Source organism: Brevibacillus daliensis, assembly GCF_021245735.1.
In the GTDB taxonomy this organism is placed as follows: domain Bacteria; phylum Bacillota; class Bacilli; order Brevibacillales; family Brevibacillaceae; genus Brevibacillus_B; species Brevibacillus_B daliensis.
This window is the reverse complement of the sequence record NZ_JAJISB010000032.1, coordinates 16,435-40,093: the sequence shown is the minus strand read 5'-3', so window position 1 is coordinate 40,093 and position 23,659 is coordinate 16,435. Positions and strand designations below refer to the sequence as shown.

At 40.9% G+C, this 23,659-nt stretch carries 22 protein-coding genes, 1 pseudogene and 1 riboswitch; of the genes and pseudogenes, 17 read left to right on the top strand and 6 right to left on the bottom strand.

The window, feature by feature from the left end; genetic code table 11:
* Window positions 1-30 precede the first annotated feature (30 nt).
* The 4 genes from LM917_RS19405 to LM917_RS19390 all read right to left on the bottom strand — a co-directional run bounded on the left by LM917_RS19405 (window position 31) and on the right by LM917_RS19390 (window position 4,883).
* A complete protein-coding gene (locus LM917_RS19405) occupies window positions 31-987 on the bottom strand; it encodes an acetamidase/formamidase family protein (protein ID WP_232699376.1) in 957 nt (318 codons plus the stop codon).
* Window positions 988-1,405: 418 nt separating this feature from the next.
* Window positions 1,406-2,227, bottom strand: coding sequence for an NAD(+) synthase (gene nadE, locus LM917_RS19400; protein ID WP_304502593.1), 822 nt, complete (start codon window positions 2,225-2,227; stop codon window positions 1,406-1,408).
* A gap of 186 nt (window positions 2,228-2,413) precedes the next feature.
* Window positions 2,414-4,177, bottom strand: a complete 1,764-nt coding sequence (locus LM917_RS19395; protein ID WP_232699374.1) for a UbiD family decarboxylase — start codon at window positions 4,175-4,177, stop codon at window positions 2,414-2,416.
* A gap of 115 nt (window positions 4,178-4,292) precedes the next feature.
* The gene (locus LM917_RS19390; RefSeq protein ID WP_232699373.1) at window positions 4,293-4,883 is read right to left on the bottom strand and encodes a GNAT family N-acetyltransferase; all 591 of its coding nucleotides are present in this window, start codon (window positions 4,881-4,883) and stop codon (window positions 4,293-4,295) included.
* A gap of 326 nt (window positions 4,884-5,209) precedes the next feature.
* On the opposite strand from LM917_RS19390, the gene LM917_RS19385 reads away from it, so the two are divergent.
* From LM917_RS19385 to LM917_RS19345, 9 genes are all read left to right on the top strand, one after another.
* Complete coding sequence (locus LM917_RS19385; protein WP_232699372.1) at window positions 5,210-5,560, top strand: hypothetical protein; 351 nt, start codon at window positions 5,210-5,212, stop codon at window positions 5,558-5,560.
* 102 nt (window positions 5,561-5,662) lie between these two features.
* Window positions 5,663-5,772: riboswitch (TPP riboswitch) on the top strand.
* A gap of 111 nt (window positions 5,773-5,883) precedes the next feature.
* Entirely contained in the window at window positions 5,884-6,531 is a 648-nt protein-coding gene (locus tag LM917_RS19380) for a thiamine phosphate synthase (protein ID WP_232699371.1), read from the top strand.
* On the top strand, window positions 6,528-6,746 hold the full coding sequence (gene thiS / locus LM917_RS19375; protein ID WP_232699370.1) for a sulfur carrier protein ThiS: 219 nt from the start codon (window positions 6,528-6,530) through the stop codon (window positions 6,744-6,746). Before LM917_RS19380 ends, thiS begins: the two co-directional genes overlap by 4 nt.
* A gap of 2 nt (window positions 6,747-6,748) precedes the next feature.
* Window positions 6,749-7,525: a thiazole synthase gene (locus LM917_RS19370; protein WP_232699441.1), complete on the top strand. Its 777-nt coding sequence runs from the start codon at window positions 6,749-6,751 to the stop codon at window positions 7,523-7,525.
* The gene (gene thiE / locus LM917_RS19365) at window positions 7,522-8,232 is read left to right on the top strand and encodes a thiamine phosphate synthase (protein ID WP_232699369.1); all 711 of its coding nucleotides are present in this window, start codon (window positions 7,522-7,524) and stop codon (window positions 8,230-8,232) included. The genes LM917_RS19370 and thiE overlap by 4 nt, the downstream gene beginning before the upstream one ends.
* Before the next feature lie 13 nt (window positions 8,233-8,245).
* Entirely contained in the window at window positions 8,246-8,944 is a 699-nt protein-coding gene (tenA, locus tag LM917_RS19360) for a thiaminase II (RefSeq protein ID WP_232699368.1), read from the top strand.
* Window positions 8,935-9,699 (top strand): ABC transporter ATP-binding protein, encoded by a 765-nt coding sequence (locus tag LM917_RS19355; protein WP_232699440.1) that lies wholly within the window; start codon window positions 8,935-8,937, stop codon window positions 9,697-9,699. Before tenA ends, LM917_RS19355 begins: the two co-directional genes overlap by 10 nt.
* Window positions 9,692-10,528 carry an ABC transporter permease gene (locus LM917_RS19350; RefSeq protein WP_232699367.1) on the top strand — a complete coding sequence of 279 codons (837 nt, stop codon included), beginning with the start codon at window positions 9,692-9,694 and terminating at the stop codon, window positions 10,526-10,528. Before LM917_RS19355 ends, LM917_RS19350 begins: the two co-directional genes overlap by 8 nt.
* Window positions 10,529-10,564: 36 nt before the next feature.
* Window positions 10,565-11,599, top strand: coding sequence for an ABC transporter substrate-binding protein (locus LM917_RS19345; protein ID WP_232699366.1), 1,035 nt, complete (start codon window positions 10,565-10,567; stop codon window positions 11,597-11,599).
* Between the two features lie 126 nt (window positions 11,600-11,725).
* On the opposite strand, the gene hflX is transcribed toward LM917_RS19345, so the two are convergent.
* Complete coding sequence (hflX, locus tag LM917_RS19340) at window positions 11,726-13,000, bottom strand: GTPase HflX (protein ID WP_232699439.1); 1,275 nt, start codon at window positions 12,998-13,000, stop codon at window positions 11,726-11,728.
* A 707-nt stretch (window positions 13,001-13,707) separates the two neighbouring features.
* Between hflX and LM917_RS19335 the strand changes: the two genes are divergently transcribed.
* From LM917_RS19335 to LM917_RS19310, 6 genes and pseudogenes are all read left to right on the top strand, one after another.
* Window positions 13,708-14,610, top strand: a complete 903-nt coding sequence (locus LM917_RS19335; protein WP_232699438.1) for a hypothetical protein — start codon at window positions 13,708-13,710, stop codon at window positions 14,608-14,610.
* Window positions 14,611-14,816: 206 nt separating this feature from the next.
* Window positions 14,817-16,574: an aromatic amino acid hydroxylase gene (locus tag LM917_RS19330; protein ID WP_232699365.1), complete on the top strand. Its 1,758-nt coding sequence runs from the start codon at window positions 14,817-14,819 to the stop codon at window positions 16,572-16,574.
* A gap of 222 nt (window positions 16,575-16,796) precedes the next feature.
* Window positions 16,797-17,152 (top strand): annotated as a pseudogene (locus LM917_RS19325) (MerR family transcriptional regulator).
* Window positions 17,115-18,227, top strand: coding sequence for an RNA-guided endonuclease InsQ/TnpB family protein (locus LM917_RS19320; RefSeq protein WP_232699364.1), 1,113 nt, complete (start codon window positions 17,115-17,117; stop codon window positions 18,225-18,227). The pseudogene LM917_RS19325 and the gene LM917_RS19320 overlap by 38 nt, the downstream one beginning before the upstream one ends.
* Before the next feature lie 163 nt (window positions 18,228-18,390).
* The gene (locus LM917_RS19315; protein ID WP_373688809.1) at window positions 18,391-19,098 is read left to right on the top strand and encodes a cytochrome c biogenesis CcdA family protein; all 708 of its coding nucleotides are present in this window, start codon (window positions 18,391-18,393) and stop codon (window positions 19,096-19,098) included.
* Between the two features lie 12 nt (window positions 19,099-19,110).
* Window positions 19,111-19,725: a TlpA family protein disulfide reductase gene (locus tag LM917_RS19310; protein ID WP_232699362.1), complete on the top strand. Its 615-nt coding sequence runs from the start codon at window positions 19,111-19,113 to the stop codon at window positions 19,723-19,725.
* 278 nt (window positions 19,726-20,003) lie between these two features.
* On the opposite strand, the gene LM917_RS19305 is transcribed toward LM917_RS19310, so the two are convergent.
* Window positions 20,004-21,098, bottom strand: a complete 1,095-nt coding sequence (locus tag LM917_RS19305; protein ID WP_232699361.1) for a CotH kinase family protein — start codon at window positions 21,096-21,098, stop codon at window positions 20,004-20,006.
* A 344-nt stretch (window positions 21,099-21,442) separates the two neighbouring features.
* Here LM917_RS19305 and LM917_RS19300 point away from each other — a divergent pair, with 344 nt between their 5' ends.
* The gene (locus LM917_RS19300; protein ID WP_232699360.1) at window positions 21,443-22,531 is read left to right on the top strand and encodes a tetratricopeptide repeat-containing glycosyltransferase family 2 protein; all 1,089 of its coding nucleotides are present in this window, start codon (window positions 21,443-21,445) and stop codon (window positions 22,529-22,531) included.
* A gap of 119 nt (window positions 22,532-22,650) precedes the next feature.
* Window positions 22,651-23,607, top strand: coding sequence for a Gfo/Idh/MocA family protein (locus LM917_RS19295; RefSeq protein ID WP_232699359.1), 957 nt, complete (start codon window positions 22,651-22,653; stop codon window positions 23,605-23,607).
* The last annotated feature ends 52 nt before the right edge of the window (window positions 23,608-23,659 follow it).

Here is a 23,659-nt window from a genome sequence, read left to right as displayed (position 1 = left end):
TTATATAATTCAATTTTCGAATAATAGTGATTATCTTAATGCATGAAACGGAAGAATAGCATGAACGCCTTTGGAGAAATTTACAATTTGTGTTATACGTAAATCAACTACCAACGATGCGTATGCATATGCCTCCGTACGAAAAATATGATACAAAGATGACATTAAATCTAGCATCTCATTTAATGCGATCCACATAGCTTCATCAAGGTTTTCATGAAACCCCATTGTTATCCAACCAATATTTGTTTTAGCTCTTGGCATTCGAATCTTCATATCTTCTTTTACGGTGAAGGTTAAACTTACTTTTTCCATTGGACATTCTAGTGCGGGACCACTTACTTCACCGTCACCTTGGGTAGCATGACCATCTCCTGTCGAGAAAAGGCCTCCTTCAACTGGGATTGGTAAATACAGTGTGCTGCCTGCTTGTAATTCTTTACAATCCATATTTCCTCCTGAAGGACGGGGGATAAACGTAGTATGTTTTCCTTTTTCCACTGGAGGCATTCCCATAATCCCCATAAAAGGATGTAGAGCAATACTATATTCGAAATTTCCAAACTGACTTTTTCCTATCATTTTTTCAATATCCAGGTCGAAATCCAGAACTACCTCTTTATTCGTGACCATTCCCATCTTATGATTCCAATAACTAGGAAAACCTCCTGCAGATGTCCATCCCCAGGAACCCGGAATAACTTCATTAATCTTAATTTCTAATGTGTGACCCGGTTTTGCCCCATTAATAAATACCGGACCAACCAAAGCGTGTCCGAACTCATTACATTGCCGAATAGCTTTTACCTCTGTAAATTTTTTTCTAGGTGCTCCCATAGCGGAGCGTTTCTCAATACCCCATCCAGAGTCTAGCGTCTGAAAGATTACTGTATCTCCAGAATTAATAGTCAAAGCAGGCTCCAACTCATTACTGAAAAAACCATGAAGTGTGTCTGAATTAGGTTTTAAAAAATGAGTTTTAGGCATTTTCTTCTCCTCATTATAAATTTTTTATTGAATATAAAATTTATAAATAATTCACCACCTTCCATTACTTTACAGAGTAATTTAAATTACTCAAAATGTCAATTTCTTACTTAAAATAAAATATATTCAATAAATAAGATGTGAAACTGTAGCAACAAAAAGAGAGAAGGATTGGGGGAATGCCGAGGTAGAGCAAGTTCTTATGATCACTTTTTAGAAGGGGTCTTGGATCAAAACTAGTACTGTGGAGGAGTACATATGGTTTTATAATCATGAACGGTTCTAGAAAAAATGAAACCAGTGTGCTCCGGTTGAATACCGAAACACACTGGCTGCTCAGGCTTTTTTAGTTCCTTCTACTTGACGGAGATAAGAGCCATCTGAATAGGAACAACGACTATTCTAATTTGCTCCCCATTTAGTTTTTCCACCACGTGTCATAAGGAGAGACAGGTAGATGACGTTTATGGCGTGTAAGCAGGTAGCGCTTATCAATTTTATCCGCAATTTCTTGAGGTACTTCTTCTCCTTCAAGGTAGCTATCAAGTTGCTCGTACGTCATTCCTAACGCAGCTTCATCGGGAAGTAATGGCTTGTTATCTTCTAAATCAGCTGTAGGAACTTTCATATAGATACGCTCTTCTGCACCCAATTCTTTAAGCAATGCTTTTCCTTGGCGTTTGGAGAGGCCAGTCAAGGGAACGAGGTCAACGCCACCATCACCATGTTTGGTATAGAAGCCTGTTACTGCCTCAGCTGCATGATCGGTACCAATAACTAACAGCTTATAGTGAGCTCCAATGTCGTACTGTGCTTTCATTCTTTCCCGTGCTTTACAATTTCCTTTATAAAAATCAGCCAGTTTTTCTCCGGTAGCTTCTTCAAAGGCTTGAAGGGAAGCATCAACAGCAGGCTTTACATTAACCGTGAGTGTTTTGTCTGGTTTAATAAAATCAAGAGCAGCTTGTGCATCTTCTTCATCCAGCTGAACACCGTACGGTAAGCGAACCGCAATAAATTGGTAGGGTGTACCTGTTTCAGCACGCAAATCTTCTACTGCTAATTGAGCCAGACGTCCCGCCAAGGAGGAATCCTGACCACCACTGATTCCTAGTACATACCCGTTGGCACCAGTCGCTACTAAATACTCTTTTAAAAAGGTAACGCGATTCGTAATTTCCTCATTCGGATCAATCTTAGGTCTTGCATGTAGCTCTTCCATGATTTGTTTTTGTAGCATGGACATATCTCCACCTTTTCCATCTCTATTTTTATTAGTATATGGCTTTTGGGTTAAAAGTAAATGAGGTAATACCCATATAGAAAAGGCTCAGAAACAAATGTTCTGAGCTGTTTTCTTATCATTTTCTTAATACCCGTATGAAATGGTCGTGTAACGTAAGATAACCAATTAGGAGTAGGCAGATTATCTATTTGGGAAGTATTCACTCCAACGTTTGGTTACCAGCTTGTCGATATCAGGACGTGTTTCCACTTCTTTAGGGTAGAAAGGCTTCATACGTGCATCAACAATTAATGGACCTTCGTAACGAATTTTATTCCGAACAATCTCTGACTTGGCATATAAATCATGTGCCGGGTCGAATCTCGTGAAGATTGTCCACAGGAAGCTGGTATCTTTTCTGGCGATGGAAGAATCATCAACGATACAGATCATCGGCCAATTGCTCAGATGTTCATTCGCATAGGCAACGAATTGTTCGCCAAGTTCTGGCTCTTTCTCAAAGCTAGGACCAGCTACAACCAGGCAACCTGGGCAGAACACTTCAACATGTGGGAAGCGAGGAATTTCCCCACCTTGATATACATGCGGAAGCTCTCGAACTGGATCACCAATACCTAGCATAACGCCCTTACTACCAGAATTCATCTTACGACCGGTATAGTCAAGCGTATCAGTAGAGGTATCGTTCACAATTAACAGGTCACGCTCCGGTTGGAATCGAGCAAGAACAATCTCCATGAATTTACTAAAGTTTTCTAGTTCACACGGTACATCCGTTACCATCAGGAATTTGGTCAAAGTAAGCTGACCTTCACCCAGAATACGGAATGCATTTGCCATCGCTTCTTTATAGTAGCTCTCGCGTACGATTGCACCTGTTAGAGCATGAGTACCAGCATCCCCATATGCCCAGATTGCTTTAACACCTGGCATTACAACCGGGAAGAGTGGAGAGAGAACATCTTGCAAATAGTTCCCAATATAGAAATCCTCCTGACGAGGTTTTCCAACGACCGTAGCCGGATAAATGGCATCTTTACGTCTCCAGCTTTGCTGAACATGGAAAACAGGGAAATCATGTGTTAATGAGTAGTACCCGAAGTGATCGCCAAAAGGTCCTTCTGGACGTCTCACATGCGGTGGTACAATCCCGGCGTATACAAATTCCGCTTCAGAAATGATGCGATGCGGATGATTAGCAACCTCCGTCATTCCCAATTTTTCACCCATCAATAGCGAGGCAAAAACTAATTCAGGAACCATTTCAGGCAACGGAGCAATCGAAGCCATAACAAGCGCTGGTGGTCCACCAATTGTTAAGGTAACAGGCAGGGAGCGATTACGCTTTTCGGCTTCATAGTAGTGGAAGCCTCCACCTTTATGAATTTGCCAGTGAATGCCTGTTGTATTCTCATCATAAATCTGGATTCGATACATCCCCAGATTATGCTCCTTGTGAACAGGGTTTTCCGTGTAAACAAGCGGAAGCGTGACAAAAGGGCCACCATCTTCATGCCAGCTCGTTAATGCAGGTAATTCCGTCATATTAACATTTGTTGTATGTACTTGTGCAACGGGTGCATTTTGCATGGAAACCTTTTTAGTCCCTGTTTTCAAGACGCTTAAAATCGGATCACGCAAGTCCCAAATCGCAGAGGCTTTTGGGGGCATCAGGCGATCCATATTTTTAACCAGCTCTTTAACAATGTTTTCTGGTTTAGGACCAAACGCCATATCGACACGCTGTTTTGTCCCGAACATATTCGTTACGACAGGAAAATCTTTTCCTTTTACGTTGGTAAATAAAAGGGCTGGGCCCTCTTCATCAATCACACGACGATGAATTTCCGCCAGTTCCAAATAAGGATCTACGGGAGCATCAATTTGTACTAGCTGCCCTTCTCTTCGCAGTTGGTCAATAAATGATCGCAAATTGGTATGCATTATTAGAAAGTCACCTCATCAGAGCTATCAATAGTGAAACAAGTCTACTCCTAACTTTACACGAATAAACTCCGTGCATCTACCCTCATACTTGTATTTTTATAGATTCAGATTGTTACTTACGTGAAAGAAGTGTGGCAAGATGTGCTTTCACACCCTCCCACTCCTTATCAATGATTGAAAAGAGGACCGTATCCCGTACATAACCAGATGGAAGAATCATATGGTTACGAAGTGTACCTTCATACAATGCCCCAATTCTTTTAATTGCTCGTTGAGAGTTTTCATTGCGACTATCTGTTTTGATCTGAACACGAACGCAACCAGCCAGTTCAAAACAGTAGGTTAATAGTAGACTTTTGCATTCAGTATTAAGTGAGCTTTTCCAGACCCGAGGGGTTAACCAGGTATATCCGATTTCCACCTGTTTATGTTGATGGGAGATTCCATACAAGCGCGTACAGCCAATAACTTCTCCTGTTGATTGTTCAATGATTACAAATGGAAGGGCAGAGCCATCTGCGGTTGTTTGATACATCTGTGTAAAGTAGTTTTCCCAATCCTCCTCTGTTTGGTTCGAAACAGAGGTATAGGTCCAGATTTCTGGAAAAGCTCCAGCGATTTTTAAGCCAGATTCATGTTCTTTACGAAAAGGCTCTAATCTAACCAATCTACCAGTTAGTGTTATTGGTTTAATGTGTAGCATCTCACTCACCCAATTCTATTATTTTCTGAATCTATTCAAATATCTATCTTTATTGTAAGGGAAAAAAGCAATGGACGGAATACAGGATAGGAGGTAAGGGGAGGGGCAAAACTATACCCATCCTGATCTGGAGGTGAAGAGTTTATGTCAAGCAAGAACAACAAGTCAAAAGATAAAGGTAAGAATAGGGGGAAAACCCTGGATAAAAACGACCAAAACAGCAATATTCGCGATGGCGATTACAACAAACGTTAGAAAAGAAGACCATTCGTCCTGCTTTGTGCTATAATAATGCAAGTTTTGACAGGCAGGACGGAGGTATTATGATGAGCGATACGAATGAACAGATAATCAAGGAAATTACGATAACGACACAAGCTTTTCTCATTCTTTGCAGATTATTTGATGGCTATTATGATGAACTAACCAAAAATGATGGATGGAAAGATACCGTTGAAACGACTGCACAAGTTTTATTAAACGGTGTTTCGATTTTGAAGGAACAAGAGACACAGCCTAAACATGTAATCTTGGCATTGCCTTTCCCAAGCTTATTTTTGTTAAAAAAACTGGTTGAGCAATCAGTAGCGGACATAAAACAAGCACCAGAACAGGTAAGTGCCGTAGCTTGGCTAGAAGAATGTTTGCAGGCATTTACAGAAGGAATGACATCATAAGAATCTGCATGCTACTGGAAAAAAGCTAATTCTCAAAAGAATCGTTATTTACAAGTAAGAATGTTCGTGATACTGTAGGAGACGAACATAACTTCATATACAGTTGTACCGAGCGGGGGCCAAGCATATGGCTGAGATTGTAACAAGATGCGTTACTGACCGTTGAACCTGATCTGGTTAATACCAGCGGAGGAAGAGGGAATAGAAGCAAAGTGTACGGTAAGGCTATTTGCCTAGCTTTGTTTATCTGTAACATAACCAAACCATCCGCTAGTAGGATGGTTTTTTTGCGTTATGAACTATTACTTTTCCTGTAGAAAGGAGTGAGTAGACTGACTTATCTTCATGTCATTACAAACGGGAAACAGGAACTACGAGAAATTCTTCCCGTGTTACAACAGGTGGTACAAGGTGGTGCCGATACTATTCATCTTCGGGAAAAGCATCGTACCGACAAGGAAATGGAAGCATGGTTACATGCTATAACGAGTGTTGTGCCAAAAGAAAAAGTGATCATTAATGAGCGAATCGTCCTGGCTCAAGTCTACGGGTGCAAAGGGGTCCATCTTGGTCAACAGGCAATTTCAGAAATAACAACATCAAAATCGAAGGTAGCATTAGCTGATCAGCTTCTTGGGTGCTCTATACATAACATGGACGAATTACACAGATCCATGCAAATACGACCCTCTTATCTGATAGCGGGACATATTTACGAAACAAAAAGCAAACCTGGTTCACCTCCTAGAGGATTAGAGCTCTTACGAGAACTAAAATCCATATTGGCTAGCAGCTATCAGTCTATTCCTTTGTTGGCGATTGGCGGTATTAAGCCAGAGCATGTGGCGCATGTTCTGGAAGCGGGTGCAGATGGAATTGCTGTTATGTCAACGATCATGGAAGCTAATGATCCTTTTGAAATGACGAAACGTTATAAAAAGGCACTTGATGAAGGGAGGAAATATGCTTGAACCTGAACATTGTAGTAAACGGGAAATCGCTGCAACTAGATCAGCATGACCAAGAACCAGTTACGATTGCAAGCGTTCTACGGCATTTTGATGTGCAAAAACGGATGGTGGTTGTCGAACAGAACGGGAATATCATTGATCGTTCTGTATACGAAAAGACTCCGATACAGGGTGGAGATCAAATTGAAATAGTTCATTTTGTAGGAGGAGGATAATGATGAAACAGGATAAGTTACAAATCGGTGTGCATACGTTTCACTCACGATTTCTTATTGGAACAGGTAAATTTAGTGATCTGGATATTCAGCAGCAAGCCTTAGAAGCATCTCGTGCAGAGGTAATTACTTTTGCTGTCCGTCGCCTTAATCTGGAGCATCCAGATGAACCGAATTTTTTAGAAAGACTTGATGTAAAAAAGTATACACTCCTTCCAAACACAGCAGGTGCAGTAACAGCTGAGGAAGCGATACGGATAGCTCGTCTGGCTAAAGCAAGCGGGTTATGTGACATGATTAAAGTGGAGGTAATCGCAGATACGAAAACCTTGTTACCAGATCCGATTGAAACGTTAAAGGCATCAGCAGCGCTGGTAGAGGAAGGCTTTACAGTTCTCACCTACACAAGCGATGACCCTATTTTGGCGAGAAGATTACAAGCAGAAGGCGTTCATGCTATCATGCCAGGCGCATCTCCAATCGGTACGGGGTTAGGTATTTTAAACCCGTATAATATTTCTTTACTAGTAGAAGAGGCAACGGTTCCAGTAATTATTGATGCTGGTATAGGTTCTCCGAAAGATGCTGCTCACGCAATGGAGCTGGGAGCAGATGGAGTTTTATTAAATACAGCTGTTGCTTTGGCAAAAGACCCTGTCATGATGGCAGAAGCAATGAAGTTAGGAATAGAGGCTGGCAGACTAGGATATCTGGCTGGAAGAATTGGCAAGAAACGTTTTGCTTCAGCAAGTAGCCCAATGGAGGGGATGTTTACATGAAGCTTTCGCGATTAGCCAAACTGTTTCAACGTTGGCAGGTGTATTTTGTAGTAGGGACACAGGATTGCCAAAACTCAATTCCTAACATGATGAAGCTGGTAGAAGAGGCATTACAAGCAGGCGTTGGATGTCTGCAATGGCGGGAAAAGGGTGGTAGAACATTTTCGCATGAGGAGAAAATGGGTACGGCTTTTCAACTAAAAGACCTGTGCCAAAAGTATCAAAGTACCTTCATTATCAATGACGATGTAGAACTAGCGTGTGCCGTTAAAGCAGATGGAGTTCATGTGGGTCAGCAAGATATGCAGATAGAAGAAGTGAAAAAGCGGATTCCAGCGTGGATGATTCTTGGTATGTCGGCGGGTAATCGGGAAGAAGCAGAAATTGCTGTCCAAGCGGGTGTAGACTATCTGGGGGTTGGTCCTATCTATGCAACAATAAGTAAATCCGATGCAGGAATTGCAATCGGTCCAGAGGGTCTTCAAGAAATCCGTGAACAAGTGGGGGGATATCCAATTGTAGCGATTGGCGGAATCAAAATGGAAGATGTCCCTGTATTACGTGCTGCAGGGGCTGATGCGGTTGCCGTTATTTCTGCAATTACGCGTGCTAGTAATCCGACAAATGCAGTTCAAGCACTGCGCCAAGGATTTGGGTTGGCAACACTGTCAAAAAACCATCGTTTATCTAACGAAATCAAAGAATAGGGGTGATGAATCAATGGTACTTTCAAACCCAGAGGAAATAAAAACAGATCGCTTTACGGACATGTTATATCAGACCGCAACGGATTTATGGGAACGAACGCACCTGCATCCGTTTTTGACAGGCATTGCAGATGGAAGCTTACCAAAATCATGCTTTCAACATTACATGAAGCAAGACTATTTATTCTTACAGCAATATGCAAAATTATTTGCACTTGCCAGTGTAAAAACGGATCGGCTGGAATGGAGCGGGCTTTTTGCGGCTTTAATGACCTCCACTTTAACAGACGAAATGGCATTACATAGGGGGTATGCAGAGCGCTTAGGAATTAGCGAACAAGATTTATTAGAAAGTGAGCCAGCTTTTGTAATGCTTGCTTATACCAGTTACATGCTCCAAGTAGCGCATGAAGGAACGCTGGGGGAGTTGGTTAGTGCCTTACTTCCTTGCACGTGGAGTTATAGAGAGATTGGAAAACGGATTGCGATGAATCCAGCTACTCTTCAACATGAGTTTTATGGTGAGTGGGTAAGTATGTATAGTTCAGACGAGTTTGGCTCACTTACCGACTGGCTGCGAGGAGTACTTGACGAACTGGCCGAACAAGCGGGACAGGAGGAAAGAGAGCGGATGAAGCGGCACTTCATCATTACTTGCCATATGGAGTATCAATTTTGGGATATGGCTTACAAGGAGCAAGTATGGCCGTGAGTGAAGTACTTGGTTGTCATCAGGTTTCCTTGCGGTATGACGAACGGCTTATTATTGACAAGCTTTCCTTTCACGTTACAAAAGGGGAATTCGTCAGCCTGCTTGCCCCAAGTGGTGGAGGAAAAAGCACTATATTCAAAATGATCAACGGATTGTTGGAGCCTGATTCGGGCGAGATTCATCTTAATGGTTTGGTTGCTCCTTCCCGGTTGGGAAAGGTAGGATATATGCCTCAAAAGGACTTACTTCTACCTTGGCGTACAATTGAAGAGAATGCGGCAATTCCTCTCGAAATACGCGGGTTTTCTCGGAAAGAAGCTGGCGATATCGTACAAGAAAGATTATGCGCATTTGGTCTTTATGACTATGCAAAAGCGTATCCGAATGCCTTGTCAGGAGGAATGAGGCAACGCGTCTCCTTGTTGCGAGCGACGTTAAGTGACAGTGAGCTTTTGCTCCTGGATGAACCTTTCAGCGCATTAGATGGAATTACCAGGACAGAAATGCAGGAGTGGCTACTTGCTTGGTGTGTAAGAGAGCAAAGGACCATCCTGTTTGTTACACACGATATAGAAGAAGCTTTGCTTTTGTCCGATCGCATACTTGTGGCAAATAATAAGCCAATTAGAGAGGTTAAAGAATACAAGGTAGAGTTTGTCAAACCGCGGCATAGTTCATTACGATTTGAACCGTTGTTTGTGCATATGCGTAAAGAAATGTTGTCATACCTACAAGGTGGTATGGCAGATGAATAGTAATTTGAACGATCTATCCTTGAAAAAGAAGCGGAGACAAGGACGTAATCAAACTTTTAATCCAAGTAAACACAATGTTTTACTATGGTTCATTTTATCGTTGGTGCTCGTCCTATTGTTGTGGGAATTACTTTGCAGATTGATGAACGTGCCAGCATTTTTACTCCCACCGCCATCTGAAATTGCAAAGGCTCTGTGGAATTTACGAACACAGTTAATTGGTGAGCATCTGCCTACCACCTTACAGGAAGCGATACTGGGATTGGCGATTTCCATCGTCTTGGGGAGCGGTTTAGCAATCTGGATGAGAATTAGTGCCACGGTAGAAAAAATGATTTACCCCTATCTCATCATGTCACAAACCATCCCGGTTCTTGCCTTGTCACCAGTCTTTATCATGTGGTTTGGTTATGAACTACCAGGGAAAATTGCCATCGTTGTGCTATTCACCTTTTTTCCCATTTTGGTCGGTACCTACGATGGTTTGAAACGAACCGAACAAGAGATGGTTGAGCTTTTTCAGACCATGGGGGCAAACCGGAGACAAATCTTCACAAAATTACAACTTCCAAGTGCCTTGCCGCATTTCTTTAGCGGGGTTAAAGTAGCTGCTACTTTTAGTGTGTCAGGTGCGACGGTGGGTGAGTGGCTTGGTGCTAGTGAAGGACTAGGTTACTTTGGCAGACGTGCAGCGGGTAATTTTCAAGCCCCTAACTTATTTGCGACAGTAGTGCTACTCTCCCTGATGGGTATCATCTTCTTTCTGATTTTTCGCTGGTTAGAAAAAAGATTTGTTTATCAGGAAGCGCGAGAAGAGAAGCGCAAGTAAAAGTAAAGTGGAGGATGAAAGGAGTAGTAGGTGGAAATGAGACAAACAAATCGTAAGAAAAGAAATACCTTACTCTTGAGTATGGTTACAAGTATCAGCCTTATGGTAAGCGGATGTGGTTCTGCCCCGCAGGTAACAGGTGAAGCTGAGGGAGGTTCTGAGAACGGACGAACTGGCGAAAAATCAACCATAAGCATCGCTCTTGACTGGTATCCTAATGCCGTACATAGTTTTTTATATGCAGCGGAGTCTCAAGGCTATTTCAGTGAAGAGAATCTGAATGTAGAAATCAGGATGCCGTCAGATGCAAGCGATCCCTTAAAGCTCGCTGCCATTAATAAGGTGGATCTGGCGATTAGCTATCAAACTCAGATCATTCAGGCTAGATCAGAAGGTTTGCCGGTAAAGTCCCTGGGAGCAGTGGTTCATCATCCATTAAATACGCTTTTAGTACGAGAAGAGAGCTCGATTACCTCACCTAAAGATTTAGAAGGGAAAAAAATCGGCTATCCTTCCTTGCCACTTGACATAGAAATCGTAAAACAAATGGTTGAACAGGACGGGGGAGACCCAGATAAGCTAACGTTTGTGGATGTGGGCTTTAATCTTATTCCCACATTAACAACCAATCAAACAGATGCTATTGTCGGCGGGTATTTAAATCATGAGAAACCGATTTTAGAAAAAAACGAGGTTCCTGTCCGGATGTTTAATCCAGTTGATTATGGAGTACCTACCTTTTATGAATTGGTGATAGCTACAAGTGACGATACCCTTCAAACGAAAAAAGTAGAATTGGAAGGATTCATGAGAGCGATATCAAAAGGACAAGAGTATGTGAATGAGCACCCTGAGGAAGCTCTTGCTGGATTACTCGCCAAAGAAGTGACCGAATTTCCGTTAGATGAAGAGATCGAGAAAAAAAGTCTTCAATTACTATTGCCGTTAATGGGGGTAGAAGAGACAACATTCGGTAGCCAAAATAAAGAGACATGGCAAAATGTAATGGAATGGATGAAACAAAAGAACCTGATTACAAATGAAGTGAAACCAGAAGATGTAATGCCATAATATTTTGTGAAAAGCGAGTAGTCATAAGCAAGAAAGAAGTCCCGAAGCGAGGTGGCAACGGGACTTCTTTTTCGTTTTGTTTGTATAGCATCAATTGTTTCGTTATCTATCGAAAAAGAACATTAGTTAACTAATAAGAAACTCTTTACACCGTTCATAAACAGCTTTGCTACATTCGATACTGATTTTAGTGCCTTCAGGCTCATAACTGGTGGATAGGACATGACCATGTTCATTCAGGTAAGAAAGTTGACTTCCTGAATCAAAAGGAATGAGCATATCACACTGAATATAATCAGCAAAAAGATGCTCGCGAATGATTTGTGAGAGTTCATCTAACCCAATCTGTTGTTTAGCGGAGAGGTACACACTGTTTTCATCCACTGATGGAATGGGGCGATCCGTCAAGTCAGTCTTATTGTAGGCATAGACAACAGGAACATGGTTCATATTCAATTCTTTCAAAATCTCATTGGTAACGGAGATTTGTTGATTGTGTTCCGCATTCGCATAGTCAACGACATGAATAAGAAGATCTGCATCTGCTACTTCCTCAAGTGTAGAACGGAATGCTTTCACCAAATGATGAGGTAATTTACTTACAAATCCCACTGTGTCGGTCATAAGAAATGACTTTTTGTCAGGTAAATGAATATGACGCACGGAGGTTTCCAACGTAGCAAATAACATATCTTTTTCAAAGACTTGTTTTGAGGGGTGTTGACCGTACATCTCCACCATGCCATTCATAATGGTGGATTTACCTGCATTTGTATAACCTACCAAAGAGACTACCGGTATTTCATTCTTTTTCCGGCGTTTTCTTTGGGTATGTCTTCGGGCTACAAGGAGCTCTAATTCCTTGTTTAGCTTCACGATTTTACTTTCGATTTTTCTACGGTTCAATTCCAGACTGGTTTCACCGGCACCTCTGTTTTTCGTACCGACTCCGCCACTTTGCCGACCTAATGATTCACCCGTATTAATCAGTCGTGGCAGCATATATTGTAAGCGAGCAACTTCGACTTGAAGCTGAGCTTCTCTTGTTTTTGCCCGTTTAGCAAAAATATCAAGAATCAACATCGTTCGATCAATTACTTTGCAGGCAAGATCTGACTCCAGATTACGAATCTGAGTAGGGGATAGTTCATCATTAAAGATGACGAGAGATGCTTGATGAAGCTGTAATAGACCTTTTATCTCTTCCATTTTTCCTGAACCGACAAAGTGTGAGGGATTGATTTGATTCATCTTTTGTGTAATCGATCCGACAACTTTCATATCTCCTGCTACAGCCAGGTTTGCCAACTCTTCCATTGAGTATTGAAAATTTTCCTGATCATGTAAATGTACGCCTACTAGTATGGCTTTTTCTGTGAAAAACGTCTGGACGTTTTTCATAAAATTGGATGAGATCGCTTGAGTTTCAACAAAACGGTCATGATTGTTTTGTTTGTTTTCCATATATCTTCCTCCGTTTCATGACTATCGGGAAGCATACGCAGTAATTATACCTTCCGATTTAGAAAAAACACATAGGCAGTCTGCCTGTGTGTTTGGTAAACGGGCGTAGATATAACAAATCAGCAAGATGGAAATCAACCAAGACCGCATCGGGAGCACGAATACTCGAATAGAAGCATATCAAGGAAAATTATTTTGTATTTTTAGAGACAACAAAAAGAGGGTAGATTTGTCTTCCCCTCTTTTTATTAGTAAAATGGGGTCCCTGAAAATAGGCAGACCAATCCCGTTTACTCTGCACACAAGCAGAGCCTTTGAGCACTATTTAGTTAGTGGCAAAAAGGTTGGAACGTAGTCTGATAAACTTCAAGGAGAACCCCTCCGTTCATATTAGTTACACACATTTTAACATGATGTACTTGTCTGGAACAAGAAAGAATCGCCAAAATTTTGGATTGTTCACCCAGCTTGTTTTACTCTTTTTTCTTCTCTGTCGTTGTTGTATAATAAGTACCTCAATGACGATAATGCCCGCTAATCTGATCTCACTACTACGTAAGTGACGATTCGAAAGCGCCAGTCTATGGCGCTTTTTTCAGTTGCCGAGCATAATAAAATATAAATGTTGGAATAGAGGTGACATGTTGAAGAAGTGTATTTACCACATCGGTTACGAACGCGTATCCAAAAGAGAATTACTGGAGCGCTTGGAGATAGAGAATGGTTTCATGATCCAGCATGATCGCCTTCAAGAAGGGGAAGAGGCTAATCAAGAGGGTCCACCTGAAAAAGAACTCCACATCATATTGGTCAGGTATCAGCATAGACCTAGTGAATGGATAACGTTTACGGGGACGTATCAAATTTTGATGCTGGAACCGATACCTTGGATCGACTCCCCTATCGAGTATCATTTATTCGGAGATGAGCTCATTCCAGGAAATTATCGACGCGAACGAGCTCCACAGGCACGTATTCCCGGAAGGACTAAGCTGCAAATTACTGCGATTCGTGATGATATCGTTCATGTGATGGTACCAAACCACCCGTCTCGACGCTACTATATGAAATTGGAGCATGCTAGGTTTGCCCGCCATTTCCCTACCGAAATGGAACTGCGCTTACAATATTTCTCTTTTCCGCCACATCCAGATGTTTTGGTCGATTGGTTGCTACGAGAAGGTCGTAAGCGAGGAATGATTACTCGATTTAATGGTGAGCATACAGAACGAACAGCATTTGAAGTGTGGGATGATCTGCGTAAGGAATATCAATTAAGTGTCAGCTCTGCCATTCTGGCGATCAAACAGGCGTTAGTTGTAATAGACCGCGCTGGTTTAGAAAGTGAGTTTCCTAATCCTAATGTGTTAGCTGATATTTCTAACTATAACGAAGAAGAAAGAGAAGCTTTCTTTTCCTATCAGACGGTTAAGGCAGCACTTGCCGCTGTGTCAGCACTTCTAACCATTGACCCAATGGATCAGCTACAAGATCATTTGTTAATGGATATCATGATAGAACAACAACAAAGCAGAAAACATTCTTGAGGCTGGCATAGGTTAGCCTCTTTTTGTTTGGACTCTAGATTTCATTCCATATCAGAAACGAGGCAAAGTCATTTCGTTTATAAATCAAGCTTCATTTATGATTGATAATCTTTAGAATCGATGTTGTAGAAGAGTTTTTTATGATAAACTAGATAAATGATAACGCTTTCATTATTGAGGATTATGTTCAAGTAGGAGGTATTAGAATGGCTCAAATAAACTCTGACTTTTCAATCGTTTCTGTTCCAGCTCATTTAGAGAAATTCATTACGGAGCAGGATTATGATAAGTATACGCCTGTGGATCAAGCAGTCTGGCGATACGTAATGAGATTACATGATCATATTACCTTAACAAAGACAGATGCAGGATATAAAGAGGGATTACATAAATCAACCATAAACCAAGACAAGATACCTAATATAGTGGATGTAAACAATTGGTTGTCAGCTTACGGATGGAGAGTTGTAAATATCGATACTCTCATTCCAGTTTCTGTATATTTCGATTTTCTCGCAAATAAAATTCTGCCAGTAAGAAGCTATATACGAGATTGTGAACATATAATAAGCCCGAGAATACCTGATCTTATCCACGGAACTCTAGGCATTCTCCCCTTACTTGAAGATGGAAATTATAGAAAATTCCTTCAAAAACTTGGATTCCTCGGTTCAAAAGCAATACCTTCCTCTGAGGATAAAGAACTATATGATGCCATTCTTTATCTCGCTACTGTGAAAAAGGATAGTAACTTCTCCTCACAACAAATTCAGAAAGCCAAAGATCAAGTATCCCAAAAGAAAAATGCTCGCACAGATGTTTCAGAAATGGAGCAACTGATCCGACTGCACTGGTGGACCATAGAAAACGGATTGATAGGAGAGATGGCTCATCCAAATATATACGGTGCTCGCCTCGTAACGTTATTTTTTGATCATTCCTATCAACAACGTGAAATATTGAATATTCCCTTTTCCTTAGAATGTACGGAGAATGATTATGACTGGAACGAAATACCGCAACAGTTGTTTGTCTGCCAAGATTTTGTGCAAGTATTAGAAGCAATAGATTTGATGGAAAAGAGAATGGCACTAACGAATGGCGGATCAAATGGACTAAGGAAAGGCATCAATTACAATGACACTGTAACCATCGAGTATTCCTCTGGTTTGCAGGTAAGCGGAATACTATCCAACATAATAGAAAATGATCAAGGGGAAGCCATTTTTGTAGCTACCAAAGGCAAAACAGCGCTTGCTTTTCATGAAAAGGAACTAAAAGGACACGGCACGGATTATCATCATCATGGATATTCCTCTCCAATTGGTAAAATTAAGGGGATGAAAAAACCACTGGAAGAATGGAGTCATGACGAATTACTTAGACATGGATTAGAGGTAGGTAAAAAAAGTTTTATCTGCTTTGAGTCTGGAGTGGAAGTTGTTGGTCGTCTTTCCTATGTGGTACGAAACGAGGATAAAATTCAACTGATGGGCTTTGATGAGTGTACCGTCCGTTATCAGGATCAACTTCTTTTCTGCGCAGAATGGGGCGTGTATGATATGGCTGTTGGTGCCTCCATTACATCTGTCTTTAGAGGAGCAGCAGATAAACACAAATATGGTGACTACCATGAACCTCAATATCTTAGAGCAGATCGACCGATTTATACTGAGATGCAAAAAAGACAGCAGCAACTATATCAAATTGTTCGAAATCTGCTTACCGAAAAGGGAGCAGAGGAAGAACTGGAAGAGAGCGTTCTTGCTATTGTGGCAGAATTAAACAAAGATTATCAGGATGATTGGTTATTGCGTCTGGATATTCTGGAATTAATGGCCCAGCACCAAATGGATAAGAGTGAACAAAAAATGGTAATCAATCAACTTGCCGACATAGGTGAAAGACATAAAGACTTAGTGTTTGTAATTGAGCAAGGGTTGGGAATGATTAAACAGAAATAGTGAGATAACCAAAGTGACGAATGTCACAATTTTGGCGCGTTTGACAGGGGGAAAGTGTTTCCGCTTCCAAGAAATAAAGTACAATAGAGTGAAGTTACTAAAGGAGGGTAACGATAGGTGAAAATACTTTATAAAAGATTAAAAAACCTTTTTGTTTATTATAACCTTTGTTTATTATAATCTTTGTTTAATAATAAATCTAAGAGGTGATATAAATGAAGTATGAAGTACTATTCAATAGGTGAATTTGCTAAATTGATAAGAAAAACAACCCAAGCATTAAAATTGGGATAAGCAAAATTTTTTCAAACCACATCATGTGACGAATAGTGGTTACAGGTATTACTCGCAAGACCAACTCCATCACTTCTTAGGTATTAAAAGGGACATGCAAATTTGGAACGACTATTGAAGTAATCGATAACACCGAAAAAACAGAAGAACAGGAATTAGTTGAGGGTTTAATCCAAATTGTCAGAAGTAGACTTCAAGGTAAACGGGCACATAAAGCCAGGAAGATGATCAAGGAGTTAATGGAAAATGATACTTGCGAAGAAAGTAAGGATAAAGCCAACTAAGGAACAAGAATTACAACTTTGGAAGTCCGTAGGTACTGCTCGTTGGGCTTATAACTGGACACTGTCAAGACAAGAAGAAAACTACCGGAACGGTGGGAAGTTTTTGTCTGACGGTCTCCTACGCAAAGAACTTACACAGTTGAAACAATCAGAAGAGTATGCATGGCTGTATGATGTGTCAAACAATGTGACCAAGCAAGCTGTGAAAGATGCTTGTGAAGCATACAAAAAGTTCTTCAAGAAACTATCAGACGAGCCAAGATTCAAGAGTCGTAAACACTCTAAGCCCTCATTCTACAACGATACAGATAAGCTAAAAGTTAAACGCAATCTCGTACTGATCGAAAAAGTAGGGTGGGTACAAACATCTGAACAACTTCCTGTAGATGTTATGTACGTAAATCCTCGTATCTCATTCGACGGGAAGTATTGGTACTTATCTGTCGGTATCGAAAAAGATGTAGAGAAACCTGTACGAACTGAACAGGTTATCGGTATAGATGTAGGCGTGAAAGACCTTGCGGTCTGCTCTAACGGTATGACATTCAAGAACATCAACAAGTCAAAAGCTGTTAAGAAAGTAGAGAAACGTTTACGTAGGTTGCAACGTAAGGTCTCTCGCAAATACGAGAAGAACAAGGAGGGAAACCGTTTTGTCAAAACTTGCAACATTGTAAAAGTAGAAAAGTTCATTCGTTTGCTCCATCGGAGACTAACGAATATCCGTACCAATCACATTCATCAAGCTACTAATGCTATCGTGAAAACCAAACCTAGCACAGTAGTGATGGAGACATTGAATATAACAGGTATAATGAAGAATCGCCATTTGTCTAAAGCTATTGCAAAGCAAAAACTGTACGAGTTCAAGCGACAACTACAGTATAAGTGCGAGAAGTACGACATATGCTTCATGGAAGCAGACAGATGGTATCCTTCATCTAAAACTTGTTCTGGCTGTAGTCAAATCAAGAAAGACTTGAAACTATCAGACAGAGTTTTCAAATGTGGTTGTGGGCTAGAAATAGATAGAGACCTCAACGCAGCTATCAATCTAGCTAAACTAGCAAGTTAGCACCCAACAAGTTACTGCTAGTATGTACGGTTCGTTGTACCGGAATTTACGCCTGTGGAGTGTCATATCAAATGCAAGTAGCTTCGGCAAAAGCAGACACGAGGAATCAGGAAGCAAACAAGAGAATGTATAAGCTTTTACAATCTTTTGGCAACGGTAGGTTATGGAAATGCAAATAACGGTCTGGCTGGCCGTGGCAGCTGGATTCCTTTCTTTTATTTCACCCTGTTGTTTACCTTTGTATCCTTCCTTTGTTTCCTATATCACTGGGGCTGCCATGAGTGATGTGAAACTGGGAAAAGCAATATTTAAAAGACAAGCTTTCTTACACACCCTGTTCTTTATTATTGGTTTTTCCATTGTATTCATCGCCCTCGGCTTATCAACCTCTTGGATTGGCGGCTTCTTTGCCGAGTACAATGATCTAATACGTCAATTAGGCGGATTACTATTAGTTGTAATCGGATTGGTTATGGCGGAGATTTTGCACGTTGGCTTCATGAAAAGAAGCTTCAAGATGGACATAAAAAAACGCCCATTGGGATATACTGGTTCTATCTTAGTGGGAATTACATATGCAGCAGGGTGGACTCCCTGTGTAGGACCAATTCTCGCGGGAATTATTACGCTTGGTATGACCGATCCAAGTAATGCGTTATTATATACGCTTGCTTATACAGTAGGTTTTGCTGCCCCTTTCTTTGTGATGACATTCTTCATAAGCAAACTGAAATGGATCAACAAATATTCGGAGAAAATGATGAAAATCGGGGGTTGGATCATGGTTTTATTCGGAATCATGTTATATACCGACCAGTTAAACGAAATTGCCATTTACTTCAATAAGGTATTCGGTCCACCTAGCTTGTAAAGGAGCCGCATAATGAGAAACATCTTGATTATTTTGGTCGTACTGGTCTTGTTTGGCGGAGCGATTTATAACAATGAGCGAAAAGCGGACGAGGCTATTTCACAGGAAAAAGGTGAACGGCAAGCAGGGACTACATCACAGAATACAGTAAAAAAATCAGACGGAGTGAAATCGCAGGAAATAGCTGTAAAACCAGTTATTGGACACCGTGCCCCTTCATTTACGCTACCCTCACTCGATGGGAAGAAATTCACGGCGGGAGGAAAACGGGAAAAACCGATTGTGATTAACTTTTGGGCTAGTTGGTGTGGCCCTTGTCAAGAGGAAGCTCCTGATCTGGAACGCTTGTACACTCGATATAAGGACCAAATCGATTTCTATGCAGTAAATGTGACGGTCCAAGATGATCTTGATCAAGTGAAAATGTTTGTAGACACGTATAAAATGACTATGCCTATCTTATTAGATCATGATCCGAAAAAACTGGTAGCAAACAAGTATCAGCTTGTTGCATTTCCCACAACCTTCATCCTGGATCGCAATGGAATGGTTGCGCATAAACTGATCGGGCAGATCGAACCCGCATCTTTTGAAGAAGTATTAAAAAATGTAATAAAAAGCAAATAAAATATGAGTACGTATTGTAACAGTACCCCGTGACCTCAAGAAGCGATAATAGTAGCGATTCTTGAGGTCACGGGTTTTATTATTTTTAGTAAAGAGAAGCTAGGAATCCACCATCCTTCTTTAAAAATCCATTATTTTTATTGGTAGTACCACTTTGGATACGAAAACGTTTGTATGCTTTTTTGACTAGACGACCCATGCAGTAAGCTTTATACGACTTGTGACGCCATGTCTTGAACAATTATACGGCGTCTTTTTCTTATAAAACAATCATGTTTCTACCAAGATCGAAGCTGTCTTCGTAAGAATTTTCTCCGTTCTTCTATAAAGGTGGAAATATATTCAGGTTCCGCATCAAACGTATGAATTTGATTCTTTTTATAGGGGTCCTGTAAGTAGGCTGCTCGTAATTTGTCATGTAAATGATTCAGACGAGGAGAAAGTGTTTTTGCGGTATAGGTGGTTTCCAGAATATCCAGCACTCTATCTTTATACCATTTTTTAAAGGGGGGGACGTCCAGTAGCCGTGCGGATAATGTATTGAAGCCTTCTGCATCAATGAAATCATAAGACATCATGACCCCGTTACAATCCCGGCCCCATGTTGCATCATAATCCCACGGAATCATTTCAAATCGCTTCGTATCATCAGGAAGATACATAGCGTAGTTATGAATGAAACCATCAAAGTTTTGTGTACATACGGCTCCAATTAACCAGAGTAAGTACTTTTCTACCTGAAGATACTCTGAGATTGTTTGTTCAAAATCAACCCGTTTCACCGTATTAATGAGATAAACTAGCTGACTAATGTATTCAAGTGTATGATCATTTCCGTGTTTTAGTCGATATCCGGCATGAAGTGTTGGTTTCACTTCTTCTGATTTTGGACGTAAAAGAGAAAAATTAGCGTTACCACTCACTGCATAATAGATGGAGCCATTTGGAAGCGATCGTGAAGCTAGAAACTTTTCATCGACTGATTCCAGATGTAAATATAACCCTTGGTATTCGTCATTAATATATAGCATGACATGTTGTGCCGTAGGAGCTAACACGCCAATTTGCTGGAAAAATTCAAAGGAAAGCCGATTTCTCAGCATGGAAGGATCGTGGAATTCGGCGTTAAGATGAAATTCTTTCTGACCTCCATACGTGTCTGGATCAGTGAATTGTACCAAATATGACTTTTTGGGCAAATTACGAGTGTGCGCACCACGATAAGAGAGGCGCACCTTATAGCTTTGTTGGTTGATAATAAGCTCGGCGGATACTTTCACATCAATTGTACTGTCCATCTGTAAAATGGCTAGAGCTTCAGGAGTTACCTTTAGCTGATAATGGTCCAGGGTATCAGTCAAATACGTATTCATCGTGCATCACCCCTCTGTTATTACCATATGAAAAACAATGTAACTGGCTACCTCACGTTTTCACTATCGTTAACAGATAGGAATCTATAAAGATTCCTATCTGCATAAGTGCAACTAAGGCTTTACCCGCGCAGAGGCTTGGTAAAGCCAAGTTTTCTAACTGTATCAGAAAGTATAAACTTCGAAGGGTCACTCCCTGATACGCATGAAAAACATCCCCTAAGGAAGAACCAACTACTTCGAAAGGACTTCGATAGAAGTTTTTCTTATCACTTCCTGACGAAATTACCATATACATAGGAGAAGCAGGAATTTTACTTCATAGGAATTGATGGGGTGACAGCATGATAACAATAAGTTTGTGTATGATAGTGAAAAATGAGGAAGATAGTCTAGCAAGATGTCTAGATACAATCAAGGATTTGGTAGATGAAATTAATATTATTGATACGGGTTCTACTGACAAAACAGTTGAGATTGCTAAACAATATACGGATCGCATATTCTTTTTTGAATGGATTGATGATTTCTCCGCTGCACGTAATTTTGCATTTACGAAGGCTACACAGGAATATATTCTTCACCTTGATGCAGATGATTTTTTATTGGATATCGACCGGGAACGTTTGCGGATTTTAAAACAAACGCTAGATCCATCCGTGGATTCTGTCACGATGAAATATCATATCGCATTCGACGAATTTGATAACCCGATTATGTCCTTCAGAAGGAATCGCCTGGTGAAACGAGTGAATAATTTTCAGTGGTATGGTCCTGTTCACGAATACTTAATGGTGTGGGGCAAAATTATTGATGGAGATGTGGCGATCTCCCATAAAAAAACGCATCCACAAGAAGGGTATTCCACGCGTAATTTGCGGATATATGAGAAGCGTCTGGAACGGGGCGAGGAGTTCACAATTCGTGATATCTATTACTATGGAAATGAATTGCGCGATCATGGCCAATATGTAAAGGCGATTGAGTATTATGTAAAAATGCTAGATAGCAAACAGGGTTGGATTGAAGATGAAATTAACGCTTGCTTAAAAATTGCGGATTGCTATCGTGCGCTAGGCAATAAGGATAAGGATAAGGAGATGGAGTATGCGATTCGTGCATTTGCCTACGACATTCCGCGTGCGGAGGCGTGTTGCCGGATTGCACTAATCTTCTTTGAAAAGGAACAGTATCTAAAAGCGATTTTCTGGTACGATCTAGCTACAAAACTAGAAAAGCCGAATACGTGGGGCTTTTTTACAGAGGCATGCTGGACGTGGTTACCTGAAATTCAGCTATGTGTTTGCTATAACAGACTGGAAGAAAATGAAAAGGCATACGAACATAATGAGAAATTCGGAGCGTATCGACCCAATGATCCGAAATACCTTTTTAACAAAAAGTTGATCGGGAGGTTATTAGATAAAGCATAAATGTGAAAAACTTGAAAATAGGATCGCGAATAAGGTACTTCCTCCAGTTTTGCTACATACCATGTGAGAATCAACAACTTGTGTAGCAACAACAGCAGGAGGAAAGTAGGGATGATGAAGTGAAGGTAGGCGTCATCGGGACGGGCGTAATGGGAAAGCACCATGTACGCGTCTATTCTTCTTTACATGACCGCTGTGAACTGATTGGAGTATATGATGCAGACAATAATAGGGCACAGGAAGTAGCGAGTGAGTATGGTATCCACGCTTTTACCAAGATGGAAGAACTTTTGGAGAAAGTGGATGCAGTTAGTATTGCTGTCCCCATCCCAGCCCATTATGAAGTGGGCATGGCTTGTGTTACACATAAGGTTCACATGTTAATGGAGAAACCGATAACAGAAACGGTCCATGAGGCAAGAAAGCTAATTGAGGCGGCAAATGAGGCAAATCTAACTTTGCAAGTGGGGCATATTGAGCTTTTTAACCCGGCGCTCGAAGTGCTTGCTTCCGTATTACAAAAAGAAGAGATTGTGGCTATCGATATCCATCGAATGAGTCCGTTAGAACCTAGAATTCACGGGATAGATGTTGTTCTGGATTCTATGTTGCATGATTTATATATCCTGCAATCTTTACAAAAGGGTGCAATCAAAGAGATGCATGCAGTCGGGCAAATGCTCCAGGGAGCTGTAAAACATGCAACGGCTTTGTTTCAGTTTCAGAGTGGGGTGGTTGCCCAAATTACTGCAAGTCATCTGACAGAAGAAAAGATCAGATCACTTCGAATTGTGACCCGTGATGCATTTGTGCAGGCAGATTTATTGGAAAAGAAGATCATCATCTCTCGGGCAACCAATTTTTATCTAGGAAAGAAAAGTGACGGCTATAGCCAACAAAACATTTTAGAAAAAGTAATTGTCCCTGTACAGGAGCCATTACGTGTTGAAATCAATCATTTTCTATCTGTCATAGAAGGAATCGAAGAACCATTTGTGACGGGTGAAGCTGGAATGGCTGCTTTGCAGCTGGCAACCGAAATTAGCAATCAAATAACAGGAAAGATGTCCAAATGAACCAAGGTAGAAGCATGCCGAGGTTCTTTTTTTGTGGCTACTAGGATGACTC

Bases quoted from the DNA above. Each gene is read 5' to 3' on its own strand.
- LM917_RS19300 (WP_232699360.1), top strand. From the start codon at position 21,443: ATGATAACAATAAGTTTGTGTATGATAGTGAAAAATGAGGAAGATAGT.
- nadE (WP_304502593.1), bottom strand. From the start codon at position 2,227: ATGCTACAAAAACAAATCATGGAAGAGCTACATGCAAGACCTAAGATT.
- LM917_RS19395 (WP_232699374.1), bottom strand. From the start codon at position 4,177: ATGCATACCAATTTGCGATCATTTATTGACCAACTGCGAAGAGAAGGG.
- LM917_RS19350 (WP_232699367.1), top strand. From the start codon at position 9,692: ATGAATAGTAATTTGAACGATCTATCCTTGAAAAAGAAGCGGAGACAA.
- thiE (WP_232699369.1), top strand. From the start codon at position 7,522: ATGAAGCTTTCGCGATTAGCCAAACTGTTTCAACGTTGGCAGGTGTAT.
- LM917_RS19370 (WP_232699441.1), top strand. From the start codon at position 6,749: ATGAAACAGGATAAGTTACAAATCGGTGTGCATACGTTTCACTCACGA.
- hflX (WP_232699439.1), bottom strand. From the start codon at position 13,000: ATGAAAAACGTCCAGACGTTTTTCACAGAAAAAGCCATACTAGTAGGC.
- LM917_RS19330 (WP_232699365.1), top strand. From the start codon at position 14,817: ATGGCTCAAATAAACTCTGACTTTTCAATCGTTTCTGTTCCAGCTCAT.
- LM917_RS19405 (WP_232699376.1), bottom strand. From the start codon at position 987: ATGCCTAAAACTCATTTTTTAAAACCTAATTCAGACACACTTCATGGT.
- LM917_RS19390 (WP_232699373.1), bottom strand. From the start codon at position 4,883: ATGCTACACATTAAACCAATAACACTAACTGGTAGATTGGTTAGATTA.
- tenA (WP_232699368.1), top strand. From the start codon at position 8,246: ATGGTACTTTCAAACCCAGAGGAAATAAAAACAGATCGCTTTACGGAC.
- LM917_RS19320 (WP_232699364.1), top strand. From the start codon at position 17,115: ATGATACTTGCGAAGAAAGTAAGGATAAAGCCAACTAAGGAACAAGAA.
- LM917_RS19305 (WP_232699361.1), bottom strand. From the start codon at position 21,098: ATGAATACGTATTTGACTGATACCCTGGACCATTATCAGCTAAAGGTA.
- LM917_RS19310 (WP_232699362.1), top strand. From the start codon at position 19,111: ATGAGAAACATCTTGATTATTTTGGTCGTACTGGTCTTGTTTGGCGGA.
- LM917_RS19385 (WP_232699372.1), top strand. From the start codon at position 5,210: ATGAGCGATACGAATGAACAGATAATCAAGGAAATTACGATAACGACA.
- LM917_RS19355 (WP_232699440.1), top strand. From the start codon at position 8,935: ATGGCCGTGAGTGAAGTACTTGGTTGTCATCAGGTTTCCTTGCGGTAT.
- LM917_RS19315 (WP_373688809.1), top strand. From the start codon at position 18,391: ATGGAAATGCAAATAACGGTCTGGCTGGCCGTGGCAGCTGGATTCCTT.
- LM917_RS19345 (WP_232699366.1), top strand. From the start codon at position 10,565: ATGAGACAAACAAATCGTAAGAAAAGAAATACCTTACTCTTGAGTATG.